This is a genomic window from Sphingomonas sp. SORGH_AS_0870, assembly GCF_031453175.1.
Taxonomy (GTDB): domain Bacteria; phylum Pseudomonadota; class Alphaproteobacteria; order Sphingomonadales; family Sphingomonadaceae; genus Sphingomonas.
Map to the genome: position 1 here is coordinate 2,825,530 of NZ_JAVIYW010000002.1, position 17,758 is coordinate 2,843,287.

A 17,758-nucleotide genomic window follows, 5' to 3' on the forward strand; every position below is an offset into this window, starting at 1 on the left:
GACGGGGCATGGGTCAAGCGCGATCCTGAACCATGCCCCCATGCGGGGTCCGCTTACCAGATGCGGACGCGCTGCGCCGGGGTCAGCGCCATCTTGTCGGTCGGCTTGACGCCGAACGCCTTGTACCAGGGGTCGAGGTTGCGGACGGTCAGCACGCGCTCATGGCCGGGCGAATGCGGATCGGACAGCAGCGCCTGTTGCAGCGCAGGGTCGCGCCACTTGGTCCGCCACACCTGCGCCCAGCCATAATAGAAACGCTGGTCGCCGGTCGTCCCATCGATGATCGGCGCGGGCTTGCCGCCCAGCGACTTGTGATAGGCGTCGAGCGCGACGGTCAGCCCCGCCAGGTCGGCGATATTCTCGCCCAGCGTCAGGCCGCCCTGGACATGCTGGCCGGGCAGCGGCTCATAGCCGTCATATTGCTTCACCAGCGCGTCGGTGAAGGTCTTGAACCGCGCCACGTCCTGCGGCGTCCACCAGTCGGTCAGCTTGCCGGTCGCATCATATTTGCGGCCCTGATCGTCGAAATGGTGGCTGATCTCATGTCCGATCACTGCACCGATACCGCCATAGTTCACCGCCGGATCGGCCTTCGGATCGAAGAAGGGCGGCTGGAGGATCGCCGCCGGGAAGACGATCTCGTTCATCGGCGGGTTGGCATAGGCGTTGATCGTCATCGGCGTCATGAACCATTCGCCGCGATCGATCGGCTGGCCCAGCTTGTTGAGATCGCGCTGGAACTCGAAGGCATTGGCGCGCGCGACATTGCCGACCAGGTCGTTCCGGTCGATCCGAAGCCCCGAATAATCCTTCCACTTGTCGGGATAGCCGATCTTGGGCGTGAAGGCGGCGAGCTTGGCCAGCGCCTTCTGCTTGGTCTCGGGCGCCATCCATTCCAGATTGCGCAGCCGGTCGCCCATCGCGGAGATCAGGTTCCGGACCAGCGCATCGGCGGCGGCCTTCGATTCCGGCGGGAAATATTTGGCGACATATTGCTTGCCGACCTCTTCGCCCAGCCCGTTGGAGACGAGGCCGACGCCGCGCTTCCACCGCGCCTGCTGCTCGGGCGTGCCCGACAGGGTGGTACCGTAGAAGGCGAAGTTGGTCTTGTCGAAGTCGCTCGACAGATAGCCCGCATAGCTGCGCAGGACCTTCAGCATCGCATAGTCCTGAAGGACGTTCAGCGGCGTCTCGCTATACAGCTTGGCCTCGCCGATGATCGCGCTGGGCTGTGCGACCAGATAGGCGGGGCGGCCCGCAATGCCCAGCGTCTGCATATATTGCGCCCAGGGGAAGCCCGGCGCCTTCGCCGAGAAGTCCGCCGCCAGCCACTTGTTATAGGTCTTGTCCGCGTCGCGGCTTTCGATCCGGGTCCAGTGGACGCCCGCCAGCGCCTTTTCGAAGTTGAACACGGCCGCCGCGCGCGCCTCGGCATTGGGCTCGCCCGCCAGCGTCAGCATCCTGGCCAGATAGGCCTGATAGGCGGTGCGGATCGTCGCCAGCTTGGCGTCGTCCTTCAGATAATAGTCGCGGTCGGGCAGACCAAGCCCGCTCTGGCCGAAATTGGCGATATAGGTGTCGGGCGCCTTGTCGTCCTGGCCGATATAGACACCGAACGGCGCGCCGACGCCCTGCCGCTGGAGCTTGGCCATCTCGACCGCCAGCGCGTCGCGGCTCTGGGTCGCGCGGATCTGGTTCAGCCACGGCTTGACGGGCGCGACGCCCTTGGCGTTGACCGCCGCCTCATCCATGAAGCTGGTATAAAAATCGCCGACCTTGTCGCCCGGCCGCTTGGCCGCGTCGTCCAGGATGGTGCGGGTCTGCTCGAGCGAGCGGTCCTGCAGGACGTGGAACATGCCATAGGAGGAGCGATCGGCGGGGATCGTCGTGGTCTTGTACCAGGTGCCGTTGGCATAGTCGAAGAAATCGTCACCCGGCTTCACCGTGGTGTCGCGGCCCGCCATGTCGAAGCCGAAATCGCCGATTTCGGGGCCGTTCTTGGCATGCGGCTTGACCGGGCCGACGGCGGCCTTGTCGACGGGGTTTTGGGTCTGGGCGAAAGCGGGAGTAATCGCGGTGGACAGAAGAGCGGCGACCAGCAGAGAGCGCATCGAAATTCCCGAACAGGACAGTGATGCGACGGTTGTAGCGGGACGACACGACTAGTCAAACCGTTAGAAACCCACGCCAAACCGATATACCGCTATCAAATTGCGGGCGATCTCCGCCGATTGCGCCATTTGCGCGCGATCCACAGCCGCCAGCCCAGCGCCGACCCGGCATAGCCGACCACCGCGCAGGACGCGGTCAGGACGCACAGTCCCAGGCCGAAGGCGGGCCCCTGCTCCCACAACCAGTGAAAGGCGCTGAGCGCCCATTGCAGCCACCCTGTCGCGGCCTCGGCCACCGGCTGGGTGTTGATCGGCGTCTCGCTGCGCAACAGGAACGTGCCGATGCGATAGGCGATGACCCAGATGATCGGGGTGGTCAGCGGGTTGGTGATGAAGGTGGTCAGCGCCGCGACCGGCACATTGGCGCGGAACGGCAGCGCGAAGACCGCCGCGATCGCGATCTGCGCGACCGGGAACAGGAAACCCGCCACCACGCCCAGCGCGACGCCGCGCGGCACCGACCGGCGGGTGAAACGCCACAGCTCGGGCGCCAGGACACGGTGCGCGACCGGGCGGAGCAGCCGGTTGCTCTCCATCGAATCGCGGGTCGGCATGTTGCGCCGGACCCAGTTCATCGTCCGGCCCCACATCGTCGGCGCGGCCGTGGCCATCAGCCGCGATCGCGCAGGATACGGCCCTGCTCGCGCTTCCAGTCGCGTTCCTTGATCGAATCGCGCTTGTCGTGCGCCTTCTTGCCCTTCGCCAACGCCAGCTCCACCTTCGCACGTCCGCGCGAATTGAAATAAATCATCAGCGGCACCAGGGTCATGCCCTCGCGCGCCACCGCACCGTGGAGCTTGTTTATTTCGCGCTCATGAAGGAGCAATTTACGCGGCCGCTTGGCTTCGTGGTTGAAGCGGTTGCCGTGGCTGAATTCGGGCACGTTGGAATTGACCAACCAGACCTCCTCGCCGCGCACCTCGGCATAGGATTCCGCGATCGATCCCTCGCCGAAGCGGAGCGATTTCACCTCGGTCCCGGTCAGGGCGATACCGGCCTCATAGGTCGTCTCGATGGCGTAATCGAAGCGGGCGCGCCGGTTCTCGGCGACGATCTTCTTCTTGTCGAATGTCTGGGGTTTCGGGCGCATGGACGGAGCGATGTAGGCGTTCGCGTCCGCCATGAAAAGCCGCTCGCTGTGCAATGTCCCGTTTCCGGGCGTTCCCCGCCTGTGCCATCCCGCGACAGGGCTGGCCCCGGGCGGGATGGCGGCGCAAAGGCGCGGGCATGGGCCGGACACGCAAGCATCGATCGCTCTCCCGCATATGGCGCCTGGGGGTCGCCTGCACCGCGCTGGCGATGGTCGGTGCCTGTGGCGGCGGCGCGGCGGACGGCGACCCGGTGATCGTGACGCCCACGCCCGTCCCCTCGCCCACCCCGACCGCGACCCCCACGCCGAGCGCGGCCGGATGGTGGCGGCCCGAGCGGACGCTCAGCTGGCAATGGCAACTCAGCGGGACGCTCAATACCGGCTATGCCGTCGCCGCCTATGACATCGACCTGTTCGACAGTTCGGCCGCGACGATCGCCGATCTCCATCGGCAGGGGCGACGCGTGATCTGTTACTTCTCGGCGGGCAGTTCGGAAAACTGGCGCCCCGACGACGCGCAATTCGCCAGCGGCGACCGGGGCAAGGCGCTGTCCGGCTGGGCAGGCGAGCGCTGGCTGCGGATCGATTCGGCCGGCGTCCGCAAGGTGATGGCCGCGCGACTCGACCTGGCGAGGGCCAAGGGCTGCGACGCGGTCGAGCCGGACAATGTCGATGGCTATGCCAATGACAACGGGCTCGGGCTGACCGCCGCGATGCAACTCGACTATAACCGCTTCCTCGCCGCCGAGGCGCATGGCCGGGGGCTGGCGATCGGGCTCAAGAACGACACCGACCAGTTGGCCGCGCTGCAACCCGCCTTCGACTTCGCGCTCAACGAGCAATGCCATGAATTCTCGGAATGCGGCGGCTATTCGGCCTTTCTCGATGCCGGAAAGCCGGTGCTGGTCGCCGAATATGCCGACCGCTATCGCAGCAACAGCGGCGGCGCGCGCGACACGATGTGCGCGGCCTCGCGCCAGCAGGGGGTCCGCACGCTGGTCCTCGCGCTGGCACTGGACGACAGCTATCGCTTCAGTTGCGACGACGCCCACCCAGCGGGATCTTGAGGCGGATCATCGCGCGGTTACTGGGAAAGCCGCCGACGCCCCCTTGCTCGACCTCCGCCGACAGGGTCCCGACGCCGGGGATTTCGGTGCCCGCCCTGGGCAGGGTCATGGGCGAGGAACGGTCCGGGATGGGCCGCAACCGATAGCTTTCGGATGAACGCCCGCACACCACGACATCGCCGCCCGCATCGTCCGCCGGACAGCGGCCGGTGGAGGGACGCCTGGGCGCGGGCAGGACCGGCCCCGCCACCGCCCCGGCTTGCAAGGCCATCATCACCGCGATCCACATCGGCCGACCTTTCCCTGATCTCGGGAAAAGGTCGGCGATGATTGCGGCAGGATCAGGGCCGGGCGGCCCGGATCAAATCAATCCGGCATGCGCCAGCGCGGCGTCCACCTGCGCGCGCGCCGCTTCGGACGGCCATGTCATCGGCAGGCGGATGCCGGTCGGGAAATGCGGCATGATCCGGCTGAGCGCATATTTGACCGGGCCGGGCGAGGCGTCGGTGAACATCGCCTCGTGCAACGGGAACAGCCGGTCATGCAGCTCGAGCGCGCGCGCGCTCTCACCCGCCGCGCAGGCCGCCTGGAACTCGGCGCACAGGCGCGGCGCGACATTGGCGGTGACCGAGATGCAGCCGACACCGCCCATCGCGTTGAACGCCAGCGCCAGATCGTCATTGCCCGACAGCTGGCAGAAATCCGCGCCCAGCGCCGCGCGGTGGTGCGAGACGCGCGGCAACGCGCCGCTGGCATCCTTCACCCCGACGAAGATGTCGGGTGCGGACTGGACGATCCGGATCAGCGTCGCCGCCTGGATGTCCGTCACCGTGCGGCCGGGCACGTTGTAGAGGATGATCGGCAGCGGCGCCTCGCGCGCCAGCTCGGCGAAGTGGCGGACGATGCCGTCCTGGCTCGGCCGGTTGTAATAGGGCGGCACCATCAGCGTGGCATCGGCCCCCGCCGCCTGCGCGGCCTTCATATTCTCGATCGCGACGATCGTGTCGTTCGATCCCGCACCCGCAATCACCGGCACCCGGCCATTGGCCTGGTCGACGCAGACCCGGACGACATGGAAATGCTCGTCCTTGGGCATGGTCGCCGCCTCGCCCGTGGTGCCGCACGCGACCAGCGCCGACGATCCCTCGGCGATCTGCCATTCGACGAAGTCCCGGAATTTCGCTTCGTCGAACGCCCCGCCGAGATGATCGCCACGATCGTCGAACGGCGTCACGAGCGCCGGAATGGACCCTGAAAACATGAGAGGAAATGCGCTCCTGCTGCGCCGAAATTGGGCCGAAATGGGAAATTGTTCAGGACATGTACGGGTAGAGGCCCTATTCTGTCCACCATGATGGCATTGACGAAGGCGGGGGCTATCCTCGCGACGCTGGCGAGTTCCATGGTCGCATCGGGCGAGCAGGATCAGCTCGAACGGTATCGCACCCAGATGGCGAATATGAGCCCGCAGGAGGTTCGGGGGATGCCCGCCCCGGCCGATGGCGCGATCGCGGCGGCGCTGGCCCAGTGGCGCGCGCTGCAACAGACCGATTCGCTGCCCTTCGACAGCTATGCCGGGTTCGTGATGGCGCATCCCGGCTGGCCCGGCGAGGCGAGCAACCGCCGCGCGGCCGAGCGACAGGCGGCGAACTTCACCGCCGCGCCCGGCAGCATCGTCGCCTATTTCCGCCGTTTCCCGCCCCTGTCGGCGGCGGGCGGCGTCGCCTATGCCCGCGCCCTGCTGGCGACCGGCGCGCCGGGCGAAGCGGCGCAGGCCGCGCGTACCGCCTGGCGACGCGGCGCGCTGTCCCCGACCGACGAGGCGCTGGTCATGTCGACCTTCGCCTCGGCGCTGACGCCCGAGGATCATGACGCGCGCATGGACATGCTGCTGTGGAGCGGCCAGACCAGCGCGGCGGCGCGCCAGCTGGGCTATACGAGCAGCGCCCGGCGCCCGGTCTTCGCCGCCCGCCTGGCCTTCCGCACCAAGTCGGCGGATGCGGCCAGCCTGTCCGCCTCGACCGCCGAGCTTTACGCCAATGATGCGGGCTATGTCGCCGACCGCGCGATGTGGCTGCGCGACACCGGCGACAGCCTGACCGCGCGGTCCTGGCTGGCGCGCAGCCGCCAGCTGAGCGTGCGGCCGGGCAATGTCGAGAAATTCTACGAGGCGTTGCTGGTCAATGCGCGCGCCGCCTCGGCCGACAACCAGCTTCAGACCGCCTATGACATCGCGCGGCAGGTCGACGACGCCTATCCGGCGGGCACCGACGTCTCGACCAAGCCCTATGGCGAGCGCGACGATTACACCAGCCTTGTCTGGCTGGGCGGGCAGACCGCGATGAAGCTGGGCCGTCCCGCCGACGCGATGACCCTGTTTGACCGCTATGGCCGGGGCAGCCAGTCGCCGCAGACCCGCGCGAAGGGCTTTTACTGGGCCGGACGCGCGGCCGAGGCGGCGGGCCGGACGGCAGAGTCCGCCGCCTTCTACAATCGCGCGGCGCAGTATCGCGATCAGTTCTACGGCCAGCTGGCGCTGGAGCGGACCGGCCGTCCGCTGGTCGCGCCGCCCGCCATCGCCGCGACCGGCATCGCGCCCGCCATCCGTGCCGCCTTCGACGCCAAGGAGATCGTCCGCGCGGCACGCTTCCTGGGCCAGATCGGCCAGTGGCAGGACCAGACCGCCTTTGTCCGCCAGATCGCGGCCGATGCGCAGGACGAGAACGACCATCTGCTCGCCGCCGACCTGTCGCGCAGCATCAATCGCCCCGACCTGGCGGTGATGGTCGGGCGCAGCGCGATGCAGAACGGGCTGACCGATTATTCCGCCGCCGGTTTCCCGACCGTTCCGGTGCCTCCCGGCTATGAATCGAGCTGGACGATCATCCACGCGATTGCGCGCCAGGAAAGCCAGTTCGACCGCGCCGCCGTCAGCCATGCGGGCGCGCGCGGCCTGATGCAGCTGATGCCCGCCACCGCCGCCGAACAGTCGAGCAAGATCGGGCTGGCCTATTCGCCCGCCTCGCTGACCACCGATCCGAACCTGTCGATCCAGCTGGGGGCCAGCTATTTCGAGCGGATCCGCAACAACTTCGCCAGCTATCCGCTTGCGATCGCGGCCTATAATGCCGGGGGCGGCAATGTGAACAAATGGCTGCGGCTGAACGGCGACCCGCGCACGGGCAGCGTCGACATCGTCGACTGGATCGAGGCGATCCCCTATTCCGAGACGCGCAATTACGTCCAGCGCGTGCTGGAAAACGCCGTCGTCTATGACCTGATGAACCCGGCCCGCGCGACCAGCCGGGGGCCGACGCCGCTCAGCTGGTATCTGGGCAAGACGTCCCGGCCGGGTTGATCGGGCGGGTTGATCAGCTGGGCCCAGTCGATAGAGCAGGCGGATGGATCGCCCCAATTACATCACCCCGGCGGGTTATGCCGCGCTTCGCCAGGAATATGAGACGCTGTTCGCCGTCGAGCGACCCAAGCTGGTCGACACCATCGCCTGGGCGGCGGGCAATGGCGATCGGTCGGAGAATGGCGACTATATCTATGGCCGCAAGCGCCTGCGCGAGATCGACCGGCGGCTGGGCTGGCTGTCCAAGCGGATGAAGGCCGCCAAGGTGGTCGACCCCGCGCGGCAGGAGGACCGGACCAAGGTCTGGTTCGGCGCCACCGTCACCATCGCCGACGAGGATGACAATGAACGCGTGCTGACGCTGGTCGGCGATGACGAGGCCGAGGCAGGCCAGGGCCGGGTCGGCTGGAATGCGCCGCTGGTCCGCGCGCTGCGCGGGGCGGCGGTGGGCGACCTGCGCCGCGTCGTCCTTCCGGCCGGTGAAAAGGAATATGAGGTCATCGCCATCACTTACCCGACGAACTGAGCAACGGGTGATCGCTCTCATGCGCTTGATGCGCAGCACAGGAGAGCGACCATGGAACATCCCCGTACCACCAGCGCGCGCGATCATGACGACAGCGCGATCATCGACGCGGCCGAGGCGGCCCCCTCGGCGGTCGGTCGGACCGGCGGCATTGCCACCGATGTCGGCACGCGCGACGAGCTGACCCGCGCCGTCGAGGATCCCGAAAGCCATGAGCGCGTGACCAAGGGCACCGAAATGGCCAATGGACAGGTCCGCAACGGCGGCCGACGCTGACGCTTCGGCCCATGGCTCCGGCGGCACGGCTTTGCTAGACAGGGCAGATGAATGCCCTGACCCGCAACATCGCGCTGCTGATCGATGCCGACAACGCCCAATCGGCCGCCATTGACCCGGTCCTGACCGTGCTGGCCGAGCTCGGCACGGTCAATGTCCGCCGCGCCTATGGCAACTGGTCCAAGCCCGGCCTGAAGGGCTGGCGCGACGTCATGGTCAAGCATGGCATCGAACCGCAGCAGCAGTTCGACCTGACCAAGGGCAAGAACGCCACCGACATGAAGATGACCATCGACGCGATGGACCTTCTGTTCCGGGGGCGGATCGACGGCTTCGGCATCATGTCGTCGGACAGCGACTTCATGCCGCTCGCCACCCGCATTCGGCAGGACGGCTTTCCCGTCTATGGCTTCGGCAATTCCCGGACGCCCGAGGCCTTCAAGCAGGCGTGCAGCCGCTTCATCGATGTCGGCGCGCTGATCGGCGAGGCGACGCGCCCGGCAAGCGCCAAGCCGACCGCCGCCGACGTGCCGCTCGCCGAATCGCTGCCCCCCTCGATCGAGCAGACCAAGCGGACCGCAGGCACGCCGCGCCCGATCGACGAGGAACTGCTGAAGCTGCTGGTCGACGCCTATAATTCGGTGAAGCGCGACGAACGGGGTTTCGCCAGCCTGTCCGCCATCGGCCAGCTGGCGGGTAACCGCTCCAGCTTCGACACGCGCAATTATGGGTTCAAGCGCCTGTCCGAGCTGATCGAGGCGGTGCCCAATTTCCAGACCGAACGCCGCGAGGACGGCCGGACCTTCGTCAAGCGGGTGCGGTGATCCCGTAACGTCCTCCCCGGCAAGGGGAGGAATGTCCTACTCCCTGGGGTCGGGCATGGTCAGCGTCGCGCAGGTGCCGGGTGCCGCATCGTCGAACCGCACCTCCCCGCGCAGCTGGCGCGCCAGGCTGGCGATCATGCGCATGCCCAGGCTGTGCCGCGACGCCGCCTTCATGTCGAAATCGGCGGGCAGCCCCTGGCCATGGTCGCGCACCGTCAGGACGATCTGGCCGTCGCGCGCGTGGAGCGAAACGTCGATCGCCCCGCCCTGGTCGTCATACGCATATTTGATCGCGTTGGTCAGCAGCTCGGTCAGCATCAGGCCGATCGGGATCGCGGTATCGGCGTTCATCTCGATCGCCTCGATATCGCAATGCACCTGATGGTTCTGCGCCTGCTCGGCCAGTTGATGCGCGATCCCGCAGGCGAGATCGTCGAGCGACACCATCCCCACCCGCTCGCCGCGCCAGAGCTGGTCATGCGTCTGGGCGATGGCGGCGATGCGGGCCTGCGCGTCGTTCAGCATACGCAGCACGCGGGGATCGTCATCCTCCTGCTTTTGCAGGTTCAGCATGGCGGAGACGAGCGCAAGGCTGTTCTTGACCCGGTGGCTGGCCTCGCGGGTCAGCAATTGCTGGTGCTCGACCGCCTCGGCCAGCCGACGCTCGGCCTCCTGCCGTTCGATGGCGACGCCGATCAGATTGGCGAAACCCTGCATGAAGGCGAGGTCGGCCTCCTCGAATCGCCCTTCGTCGGGGCTGTCGACCTCGAGCACGCCATAACGCTGCCCGGAGGCTTCGACGAGCACGTTGATCGCGCGGCGGATATGGTGGTCGGCCATGAATTGCGGAGTGCGGAACCGCTCTTCTTGGTCGAGATGGTTGGAGATCACGCCCTGCCCGGTCTGGAGCGCGAAGCCCGCGGGCGAACCCATGTCGGTCCGCATCTCGGTCGACCCGACCACGCCCGGCCCCCAACCGACGCCGGTGCGCACCAGCAGCGTGTCACGGTCGGCGCGATATTCCAAGAACTTGCAGAAGCGCGAGCGCATCCCCTCAGCGCATAATTCGGTCGCGCGTTGCAGCATCGGGTCCAGATCGCGCGCGCGCAGCGCCTCGATTCCGAAGGCGGCAAGCACCGATTGCTGGCGAAGCCGATAATGCAACTGCCCCGCGCCGGCGATTTCCAAATCCTCGCCCTGCGCCTGCTCCACCACCGCCATTCGCCGTCGAACCCCTTTCATCCCCGTCCGGACGCGTCCAGAATAAGGATTGTCTTAACCATTTTAAACCCGATCCGGGTCCGTTCCGAAGGCGATCGGCACCCCTGGCCGCAAATGGACCGAGCGCCCATGGCACGACGCCCTCCCCGATCGCTCGGGAAGGGCGCCGGATGTCAGTGATGCGCGAGACGGATCAGCGCGTCAGCTTCTTATAGGCCAGACGGGTCGGACGGTCGGCGGCATCGCCCATGCGGCGACGCTTGTCCTCTTCGTACGACTCGTAATTGCCCTCGAACCATTCGACATGGCTGTCGCCCTCGAACGCCAGGATGTGGGTGCAGAGGCGGTCGAGGAAGAAGCGGTCGTGGCTGATGACCACGGCGCAGCCCGCGAACGTCTCCAGCGCCTCTTCGAGCGCGCGCAGCGTTTCGACGTCGAGGTCGTTGGTCGGTTCGTCGAGCAGCAGGACGTTGCCGCCCTCCTTGAGCATCTTGGCCATATGGACGCGGTTGCGTTCACCGCCCGACAGCTGGCCGACCTTCTTCTGCTGGTCGGGACCGCGGAAGTTGAACGCGCCGACATAGGCGCGCGTGCCCAGTTCCTGCTTGCCGAAGCGGAAGACCTCCAGCTCGTCGGAGATTTCCTGCCAGACATTCTTGTTGGGATCGAGCTCGTCGCGGCTCTGGTCGACATAGCCGAGCTTGACGGTCGAGCCGATCTCGATCGTGCCCGCATCGGGCTGTTCCTGGCCGGTGATCAGCTTGAACAGCGTCGACTTGCCCGCGCCGTTCGGCCCGATCACACCGACGATGCCGCCCGGCGGCAGCATGAAGTCGAGATTTTCGAACAAAAGCTTGTCGCCATAGGACTTCGTCAGCCCCTTGGCCTCGATCACCTTGCCGCCCAGACGCTCGGGAATCTGGATCAGGATCTGCGCCTTGCCCGCGACGCGGTTCTCCTGCTTCTCCATCAGCTCCTCGAACGCGCGGATACGCGCCTTCGACTTGGTCTGGCGGGCCTTGGGCGTCTGACGCATCCAGGCCAGCTCGTCGGCGATCGCCTTCTGCTTGCCCGCCTCGTCGCGCTCTTCCTGCTCCAGGCGCTTGGCCTTCTTCTCCAGATAGCCGGAATAGTTGGATTCGTAGGTGTAATAGCGGCCGCGATCCAGCTCGAGCACCCAGTTGACGACGTTATCCAGGAAGTAACGGTCGTGGGTGACGAGAATGACGTTGCCGGTATATTCCTTGAGGTAATTTTCCAGCCACGACACGCTCTCGGCGTCGAGGTGGTTGGTCGGTTCGTCGAGCAGCAGGATGTCGGGCTTTTCGAGCAGCAGCTTGCAGAGCGCCACGCGACGCTTCTCACCGCCCGACAGGCGGGTGACGTCGGCATCGCCCGGCGGGCAGCGCAGCGCTTCCATCGCCTGTTCCAGCTGGCTGTCGAGCGACCAGCCGTCGACCGCGTCGATCTTGGCCTGAAGCTCGCCCATCTCTTCCATCAGGGCGTCGAAATCGGTGTCGTCCTTCGGGTCGCCCATCTCCGCCGAGATGGCGTTGAAGCGATCGACAAGGTCGGCGATCGGGCGGACGCCGTCCTTGACGTTGCCCATCACGTCCTTGGCGGGGTCGAGCTGCGGCTCCTGCGCCAGATAGCCGACGCGGACGCCCTCGGCGGCCCAGGCCTCGCCGGTGAAGTCCGTGTCCATCCCCGCCATCACCTTCATCAGCGTGGACTTGCCCGCGCCGTTCGGGCCGATGATCGCGATCTTCGCGCTCGGCAGGAACTGGAGGTGGATGTTGTTCAGGACAGGCTTGTTGGCGCCGGGGAAGGTCTTGGTCAGACCCTTCATCACATAGGTATATTGGACGGCCATGGCGGCGCGGGGCTCCGTGCTTTTTTGCGACTGTTGGATGTTTGCCCGACCATGTAGTGGGTGCGCGGGCGGTTGGCAAACGGGACGGGCTGGGCAACAGTCGCCCCCATGAAGCGAATTGTCCTTGCGGCACTGGCCGCCTCCGCCCTTTCCTCTCCCGTTCTGGCACAGCGGACGCCCCCGCCCATGCCCGCGACCGTCGCGCCCGAGGTCGAACGGCTGCGCGACGCCGCGCTGACCGACACGGTCGCCTGGGACATTGTCGAGGGGCTGACGACCGAAGTCGGCCAGCGCCTGGCGGGAACCGAGGCGGAGGCGCGGGCGCGGCAATGGGCGGTCGCCCGGCTGACCGCGCTGGGGTTCAAGAATGTCCGGATCGAGCCCTATCAGATGCCCGTCTGGGAACGCGGTGCGGAGAGCGCCGAGATCGTCGCACCCTTCCCACAGAAGCTGACGCTTGCCGCGCTCGGCAATTCGGGTGCGACCCCGGCGGGCGGGCTGACCGCCGACGTCGCGGTCTTCCCCAGCATGGCCGCCTTCCAGTCGGCCCCCGACTCGGCGATCAAGGGACGGATCGTCTATATCGGCAACACCATGCCCCGGACCCAGGACGGATCGGGGTACGGCGCCTATGGCACCGCGCGCTTTACCGGGCCCGCGCTGGCGGCCAAGCGGGGTGCGCTGGCCATCGTGATCCGCTCGATCGGCACCGACCATCACCGCTTTCCGCATACCGGCACGACCAATTTCCCCGAGGGCGTGAAGCCGATCCCGGCGGCGGCCCTGTCGGTGCCCGATGCCGAACAGCTCGAACGCGTCGCGGCGCGCGGCAAGCCGGTGCGGATGAAGCTGGTCCTGACCCCGCGCATGGTCGGCACGCGCGAATCGGGCAATGTCATCGCGGAGGTGCCGGGCAGCGATCCGTCGGCGGGCATCGTGCTGGTCGGTGGGCATCTCGACAGCTGGGACCTGGGCACCGGCGCGATCGACGATGCCAGTGGACTGGCGATCACCACCGCCGCCGCCAAGCGAATCATGGATGCGGGCCAGCCGAAGCGGACGATCCGCGTCGTCTGGTTCGGCGCCGAAGAGGTCGGCGGCATGGGCGGCGCGGCCTATGCCAAGGCGCATGCGGGCGAACGCCACGCCACCGCGTCGGAAAGCGATTTCGGCGCCGACCGGGTCTGGCGGTTCGAGGTCAACCTGCCCGCCGCCGCCAGCCCGGTCGCGGACCGGCTCCAGACCGCTCTGGCGCCGCTGGGCATCACGCGGGGCAGCGGCCTGGGCGGCGACGGCACCGACATCGGCCCGACGCTGAAGCTGGGCACCGCGGCGATCGACCTGAACCAGTCGGGATGGGATTATTTCGATACCCATCACACGCCCGACGACGTACTGGACCGCGTCGACCCGGCCGGGTTGCGCCAGAATGTCGCGGCCTGGACGACGATGCTGGCGGTCGTGGCCAACGCGCCCGAGCCGATCGGAGCCGTCACGCCGCGCTGACCGGGGCGATTCCGGTAACCATTTGGTAACGTCAACGCCTTGAAAAAGCCCGATAGGCGCCATCGGTTCGTCGCGAACCTTGCTTTCGTATGAATTTTGCGGATTGACCGCGATGAACCGCACGTTATTTGAGCCGCTTCGCGACGGCATTCGGGTCGGCCGCGATGATTGCTTATGCTTGGGAGCATTCGAATGAAGAAGATTGCCTTTGTTCTCGCTGCCGCCGGCCTGATGTCCGTGGCCGCCTGCACGAAGTCGCCGGAAGCGGCCGCTGTTGAAAACAACGCGGACATGCTGGCTGACAACATGGAAATGCAGGCCGACAACCTCGACGCGGTTGCCGACAACACCTCGAACACCGCCGCTGCTGCGTCGCTCGAGAACGCTGCCGACAACATCAACGCCGCCGCCGACAACGTCCGTGACGCTGCCGACGCCAAGGCTGACAACCTGCAGTAATGCGGCCTCGGACCTTCGGGTCCGAAGCGCAGACTGTGTGTCGGAAAAAGGGTGCTTCCCCACGGGGAAGCGCCCTTTTTCTTTGCCCGAATTTCTTGTGGAAATTGCCGATCCGGCGTTGCGAAAAGGCCCTGCGTCACGCTACGGACGGATTACGGTTGGGCCTGTAGCTCAATGGTTAGAGCTGGCCGCTCATAACGGCTAGGTTGCGGGTTCGAGTCCTGCCGGGCCCACCAACCGTCCCCGCGTGCGTCGCCCGGCTCCGGGGTCAGCCCAGATTGAGCGACGCCTGGTTGATCCGCCCGATCTCCACCAGCACATCCGACGTCTCCAGCGACAGGTCGCGGACCTCGTCGGCGACGACCGCGAAGCCCCGCCCCTCATGGCCCAGCCTCGCCGCCTCGATACGGGCGTTCAGCGCGACGAGCCGGGTGTTGGCCGAAATCCGGCCGACCCGCTCCAGCATCGCCTGAGCCTGCCGCGCCAGATCCTCGCGCCGTTCGCTCACCCGCGCCAGGTTGCGGGCATGGGTCACGTCGACAAAGGTCATGACCGCGCCATGACCGGCCTCGGGGTGAAAGGTGATCTCGAACACCAGCCCGTCATCGAAATGATGATCGAACTGCCGCCGCACGCCCTCGCGGGCCCAGCTCCGGTGATTCTCCAATATGCCCGCCACCCGCTCCCGCGACCAACCCACCGTCTCGCCGACACAGGTGAGATAGTCCGAAAGCGTCGACCCGACCGTCACCGCCGTTTCGGCGATCCCGAATATGCGGCTGACATAATGGTTGATCAGCGTGATGCGCTCGTCCCGATCGTAGATCAGGATGCCATGGCGCAGATGCTCCATGACCCGGGCCAGTTGATCCGTCGCCTGTCTAGCCAGCGCCCGGCCTTCCATCTCGCTTAACATATATTGGGAATACCACATTTCGCGGCGACCGGGAGGGCGTTTCGCACCGTATCGGCAAGGGACGACTTGTCGCCTGGAACTAACCGTCGTTAAGATGGCGACCGAAACGATCACAAAGGACGAGCATATGGCCGCAAAAGGCGACCCCAAGGTCATCGAATTTCTGAACGAGGCGCTCAAGAACGAGCTGACCGCGCGATCAACCAGTATTTCCTCCACTATCGCCTGTTGGACCACTGGGGCGTCTACAAGCTGGCGCAGTTCGAATATCACGAATCGATCGACGAGATGCGCCACGCCGACTGGCTGGCCGAGCGCATCCTGTATCTGGACGGCCTGCCCAATTTCCAGCTGCTCGGCCGCCTGCGCATCGGCGAGACGGTCGAAGAGGTGCTGAAGGGCGACCTGGCCATCGAGATCGAGGCCGTGGCGCAGCTGAAGGGCGCGATCGCCTATTGCGAAGAGGTGAAGGACTATGTCAGCCGCGACCTGTTCGCGCGCATCCTCGCCAGCGAGGAAGAGCATGTCGACACGCTGGAGCGTCAGTTCGAGATGATCGAGCGCATGGGCATCCAGAATTACGTCCAGCTCAACGCGATGGCCGAGAACGACACGCCCAAGTCCGGCGCGGCTCCGCATCTGAAGGGGTGATTTCGTGGGGGCGGACTTGAGGGTCCGTCCCCCGGTTTTGCGAGGCACGGCTCCGCCGCTGTCGAATGGCGTGGCCTTCGACTTCGCTCAGGCTGAACGGGGCTGTGGGTTGGATAAGGCGAGAGCGGGCCTTAGGGCGGCGCTCTTCCATCGCCTGTCACGATGCTGTCCCACCAGCCGTTCAGCCTGAGCGAAGTCGAAGGCCAAGGGCAGACCTCCACCCCGTCGCCCCAATTCCATAGCGACGATATGAAACTGACCCACCCCCGTCAGGGGAGGGGCCGGGGGTGGGGCGCATCCGCAAGCGTGGGGTTCGCGGCGATGCCCCACCCCAACTCCTCCCCTGAAGGGGAGGGGCTTGCATCGACTGCTATGGCCCCGTCCCCGCCCTTATCCGTCCTTGTTGCCGAACGGGTTCTTCGGCGCGCGCAGCGTCAGGCGGACGGGAACCGCGCCGAAGCCGAGTTCGCGCCGCATCGAATTGACCAGATAGCGTTCATAGCTGGCGGGCAGCTGATCGACGCGCGTGCCGAAGATCACGAAGCTCGGCGGGCGCGACTTTACCTGGGTAACGTAGCGCAGCTTGATCCGCTTGCCGCCGGGCGCGGGCGGCGGGTTGGCGTCGACCGCGCGCTCGAACCAGCGGTTGAGTTCGCCGGTCGGCACGCGCTTCGACCAGGCGGCGCGCGTTTCGAACGCGGCCTCGATCAGCGTGTCGAGCCCCTTGCCGGTCGCCGCCGACACCGCCAGCAGCGGCACGCCCTTCACCTGGCTGAGCCCGTCCTCCAGCGCCTTCTTCACGCCGTTGAACAGCGAGGACGGACTTTCCGCCACGTCCCACTTGTTAAGCGCGATCAGCAGCGCGCGGCCTTCTTCCAGCACGCGGTCGGCGATGCGCAGGTCCTGCGACTCCAGGCCCAGCGTCGCGTCGAGCAGCAGGACGACGACCTCGGCGAAGTCGACCGCGCGCAGGGCATCGGCGACCGACAGCTTTTCCAGCTTGTCCTGCACCTTCGCCTTTTTGCGCATGCCCGCCGTGTCGATCAGGCGAACCTGCCGCACTTCGCCGTCCCGGTCGCGCCATTCCCAGTCGATCGCGATCGAATCGCGCGTGATCCCGGCCTCGGGGCCGGTGATCAGCCGGTCCTGGCCGAGGAAACGGTTGATCAGCGTCGACTTGCCCGCATTGGGGCGGCCAACGATCGCGAGCTTCAGCGGGGCATAGGGATTGTCGAGATCGACCTCCTCTTCTTCCTCCTCGTCCTCGCGGTCGATGAAGGGCAGCAGCGCCTCGAACAGGTCGCCCACGCCTTCGCCATGCTCGGCAGACAGCTGGACCGGGTCGCCAAAGCCCAGCGCCAGCGCCTCGAGGACGCCCTGCTCGGCGGCACGGCCTTCGGCCTTGTTCGCGGCGAGCACGATGGGGGTGTTCGAGCTGCGCAGCCAGCGGGCGATTTCCTCGTCCAGCGGCATGACGCCCGCGCGCGCATCGACCAGGAACAGCGCGACATCGGCCTCGCCGATAGCCGCCTCGGTCTGGCGGCGCATCCGGCCGGGCAGGGTATCGGGGTCTTCGTCCTCGTAACCCGCCGTGTCGATCACGCGGAAATCGAGGCCCAGGAGATGCGCGTCGCCTTCACGCCGGTCGCGCGTCACGCCGGGCCGGTCGTCGACCAGCGCCAGCTTCTTGCCGACCAGACGGTTGAACAGCGTCGACTTGCCGACATTGGGTCGGCCGACGATCGCGACGATAGGGAGTTTAGCCATCGCGCTGCGTTAGCGAAAGCCGAGCCCTTCGTCACGGTACAAACGTATCGCCT

16 protein-coding genes, 1 tRNA gene and 1 pseudogene are annotated in these 17,758 nt (G+C 66.6%); 9 read left to right on the forward strand and 9 right to left on the reverse strand.

Annotated features, from left to right (window positions below; translation table 11 throughout):
- Nucleotides 1-53 precede the first annotated feature (53 nt).
- From QE363_RS13130 to smpB, 3 genes are all read right to left on the reverse strand, one after another.
- Nucleotides 54-2,111 carry a M13 family metallopeptidase gene (locus QE363_RS13130; RefSeq protein ID WP_309695910.1) on the reverse strand — a complete coding sequence of 686 codons (2,058 nt, stop codon included), beginning with the start codon at nucleotides 2,109-2,111 and terminating at the stop codon, nucleotides 54-56.
- A gap of 95 nt (nucleotides 2,112-2,206) precedes the next feature.
- Nucleotides 2,207-2,782, reverse strand: coding sequence for a DUF2062 domain-containing protein (locus QE363_RS13135; protein ID WP_309695912.1), 576 nt, complete (start codon nucleotides 2,780-2,782; stop codon nucleotides 2,207-2,209).
- On the reverse strand, nucleotides 2,782-3,261 hold the full coding sequence (gene smpB, locus QE363_RS13140; RefSeq protein WP_007403364.1) for an SsrA-binding protein SmpB: 480 nt from the start codon (nucleotides 3,259-3,261) through the stop codon (nucleotides 2,782-2,784). Before smpB ends, QE363_RS13135 begins: the two co-directional genes overlap by 1 nt.
- A 137-nt stretch (nucleotides 3,262-3,398) precedes the next feature.
- Here smpB and QE363_RS13145 point away from each other — a divergent pair, with 137 nt between their 5' ends.
- On the forward strand, nucleotides 3,399-4,328 hold the full coding sequence (locus QE363_RS13145) for an endo alpha-1,4 polygalactosaminidase (RefSeq protein ID WP_309695924.1): 930 nt from the start codon (nucleotides 3,399-3,401) through the stop codon (nucleotides 4,326-4,328).
- Here the strand turns inward: QE363_RS13145 and QE363_RS13150 are convergent.
- On the reverse strand, nucleotides 4,294-4,602 hold the full coding sequence (locus QE363_RS13150; RefSeq protein WP_309695926.1) for a 5'-nucleotidase: 309 nt from the start codon (nucleotides 4,600-4,602) through the stop codon (nucleotides 4,294-4,296). The genes QE363_RS13145 and QE363_RS13150 overlap by 35 nt on opposite strands.
- Nucleotides 4,603-4,689: 87 nt before the next feature.
- Entirely contained in the window at nucleotides 4,690-5,589 is a 900-nt protein-coding gene (dapA, locus tag QE363_RS13155; protein ID WP_307099250.1) for a 4-hydroxy-tetrahydrodipicolinate synthase, read from the reverse strand.
- A gap of 90 nt (nucleotides 5,590-5,679) precedes the next feature.
- Between dapA and QE363_RS13160 the strand changes: the two genes are divergently transcribed.
- The 4 genes from QE363_RS13160 to QE363_RS13175 are packed head-to-tail and all read left to right on the forward strand — an operon-like array spanning nucleotide 5,680 to nucleotide 9,312.
- A complete protein-coding gene (locus QE363_RS13160; protein ID WP_309695929.1) occupies nucleotides 5,680-7,686 on the forward strand; it encodes a lytic transglycosylase domain-containing protein in 2,007 nt (668 codons plus the stop codon).
- 43 nt (nucleotides 7,687-7,729) lie between these two features.
- Nucleotides 7,730-8,212 carry a transcription elongation factor GreB gene (gene greB, locus QE363_RS13165; protein WP_309695931.1) on the forward strand — a complete coding sequence of 161 codons (483 nt, stop codon included), beginning with the start codon at nucleotides 7,730-7,732 and terminating at the stop codon, nucleotides 8,210-8,212.
- 51 nt (nucleotides 8,213-8,263) lie between these two features.
- The gene (locus tag QE363_RS13170) at nucleotides 8,264-8,488 is read left to right on the forward strand and encodes a hypothetical protein (RefSeq protein ID WP_309695933.1); all 225 of its coding nucleotides are present in this window, start codon (nucleotides 8,264-8,266) and stop codon (nucleotides 8,486-8,488) included.
- Nucleotides 8,489-8,535: 47 nt separating this feature from the next.
- Nucleotides 8,536-9,312: an NYN domain-containing protein gene (locus QE363_RS13175; protein WP_309695934.1), complete on the forward strand. Its 777-nt coding sequence runs from the start codon at nucleotides 8,536-8,538 to the stop codon at nucleotides 9,310-9,312.
- Nucleotides 9,313-9,348: 36 nt separating this feature from the next.
- Here QE363_RS13175 and QE363_RS13180 read toward each other — a convergent pair whose 3' ends face one another.
- Nucleotides 9,349-10,533 carry a histidine kinase dimerization/phosphoacceptor domain -containing protein gene (locus QE363_RS13180; protein WP_309695936.1) on the reverse strand — a complete coding sequence of 395 codons (1,185 nt, stop codon included), beginning with the start codon at nucleotides 10,531-10,533 and terminating at the stop codon, nucleotides 9,349-9,351.
- Nucleotides 10,534-10,726: 193 nt separating this feature from the next.
- Nucleotides 10,727-12,406: an energy-dependent translational throttle protein EttA gene (gene ettA / locus QE363_RS13185; RefSeq protein ID WP_309695939.1), complete on the reverse strand. Its 1,680-nt coding sequence runs from the start codon at nucleotides 12,404-12,406 to the stop codon at nucleotides 10,727-10,729.
- A gap of 108 nt (nucleotides 12,407-12,514) precedes the next feature.
- On the opposite strand from ettA, the gene QE363_RS13190 reads away from it, so the two are divergent.
- The 3 genes from QE363_RS13190 (at nucleotide 12,515) to QE363_RS13200 (ending at nucleotide 14,607) form a co-directional block, all read left to right on the forward strand.
- Nucleotides 12,515-13,912, forward strand: a complete 1,398-nt coding sequence (locus tag QE363_RS13190) for a M20/M25/M40 family metallo-hydrolase (RefSeq protein WP_309695942.1) — start codon at nucleotides 12,515-12,517, stop codon at nucleotides 13,910-13,912.
- 192 nt (nucleotides 13,913-14,104) lie between these two features.
- Nucleotides 14,105-14,371, forward strand: a complete 267-nt coding sequence (locus QE363_RS13195) for a hypothetical protein (RefSeq protein WP_307099264.1) — start codon at nucleotides 14,105-14,107, stop codon at nucleotides 14,369-14,371.
- A 160-nt stretch (nucleotides 14,372-14,531) separates the two neighbouring features.
- Nucleotides 14,532-14,607, forward strand: a tRNA-Ile gene (locus QE363_RS13200).
- A 32-nt stretch (nucleotides 14,608-14,639) separates the two neighbouring features.
- Here QE363_RS13200 and QE363_RS13205 read toward each other — a convergent pair.
- On the reverse strand, nucleotides 14,640-15,287 hold the full coding sequence (locus tag QE363_RS13205) for a PAS-domain containing protein (RefSeq protein WP_309695945.1): 648 nt from the start codon (nucleotides 15,285-15,287) through the stop codon (nucleotides 14,640-14,642).
- A gap of 127 nt (nucleotides 15,288-15,414) precedes the next feature.
- Here QE363_RS13205 and bfr point away from each other — a divergent pair.
- Nucleotides 15,415-15,938, forward strand: a pseudogene (gene bfr, locus QE363_RS13210) (bacterioferritin).
- Nucleotides 15,939-16,328: 390 nt separating this feature from the next.
- On the opposite strand, the gene der reads toward bfr, so the two are convergent.
- Nucleotides 16,329-17,705, reverse strand: coding sequence for a ribosome biogenesis GTPase Der (gene der, locus QE363_RS13215; protein ID WP_309695947.1), 1,377 nt, complete (start codon nucleotides 17,703-17,705; stop codon nucleotides 16,329-16,331).
- Nucleotides 17,706-17,758 lie beyond the last annotated feature (53 nt).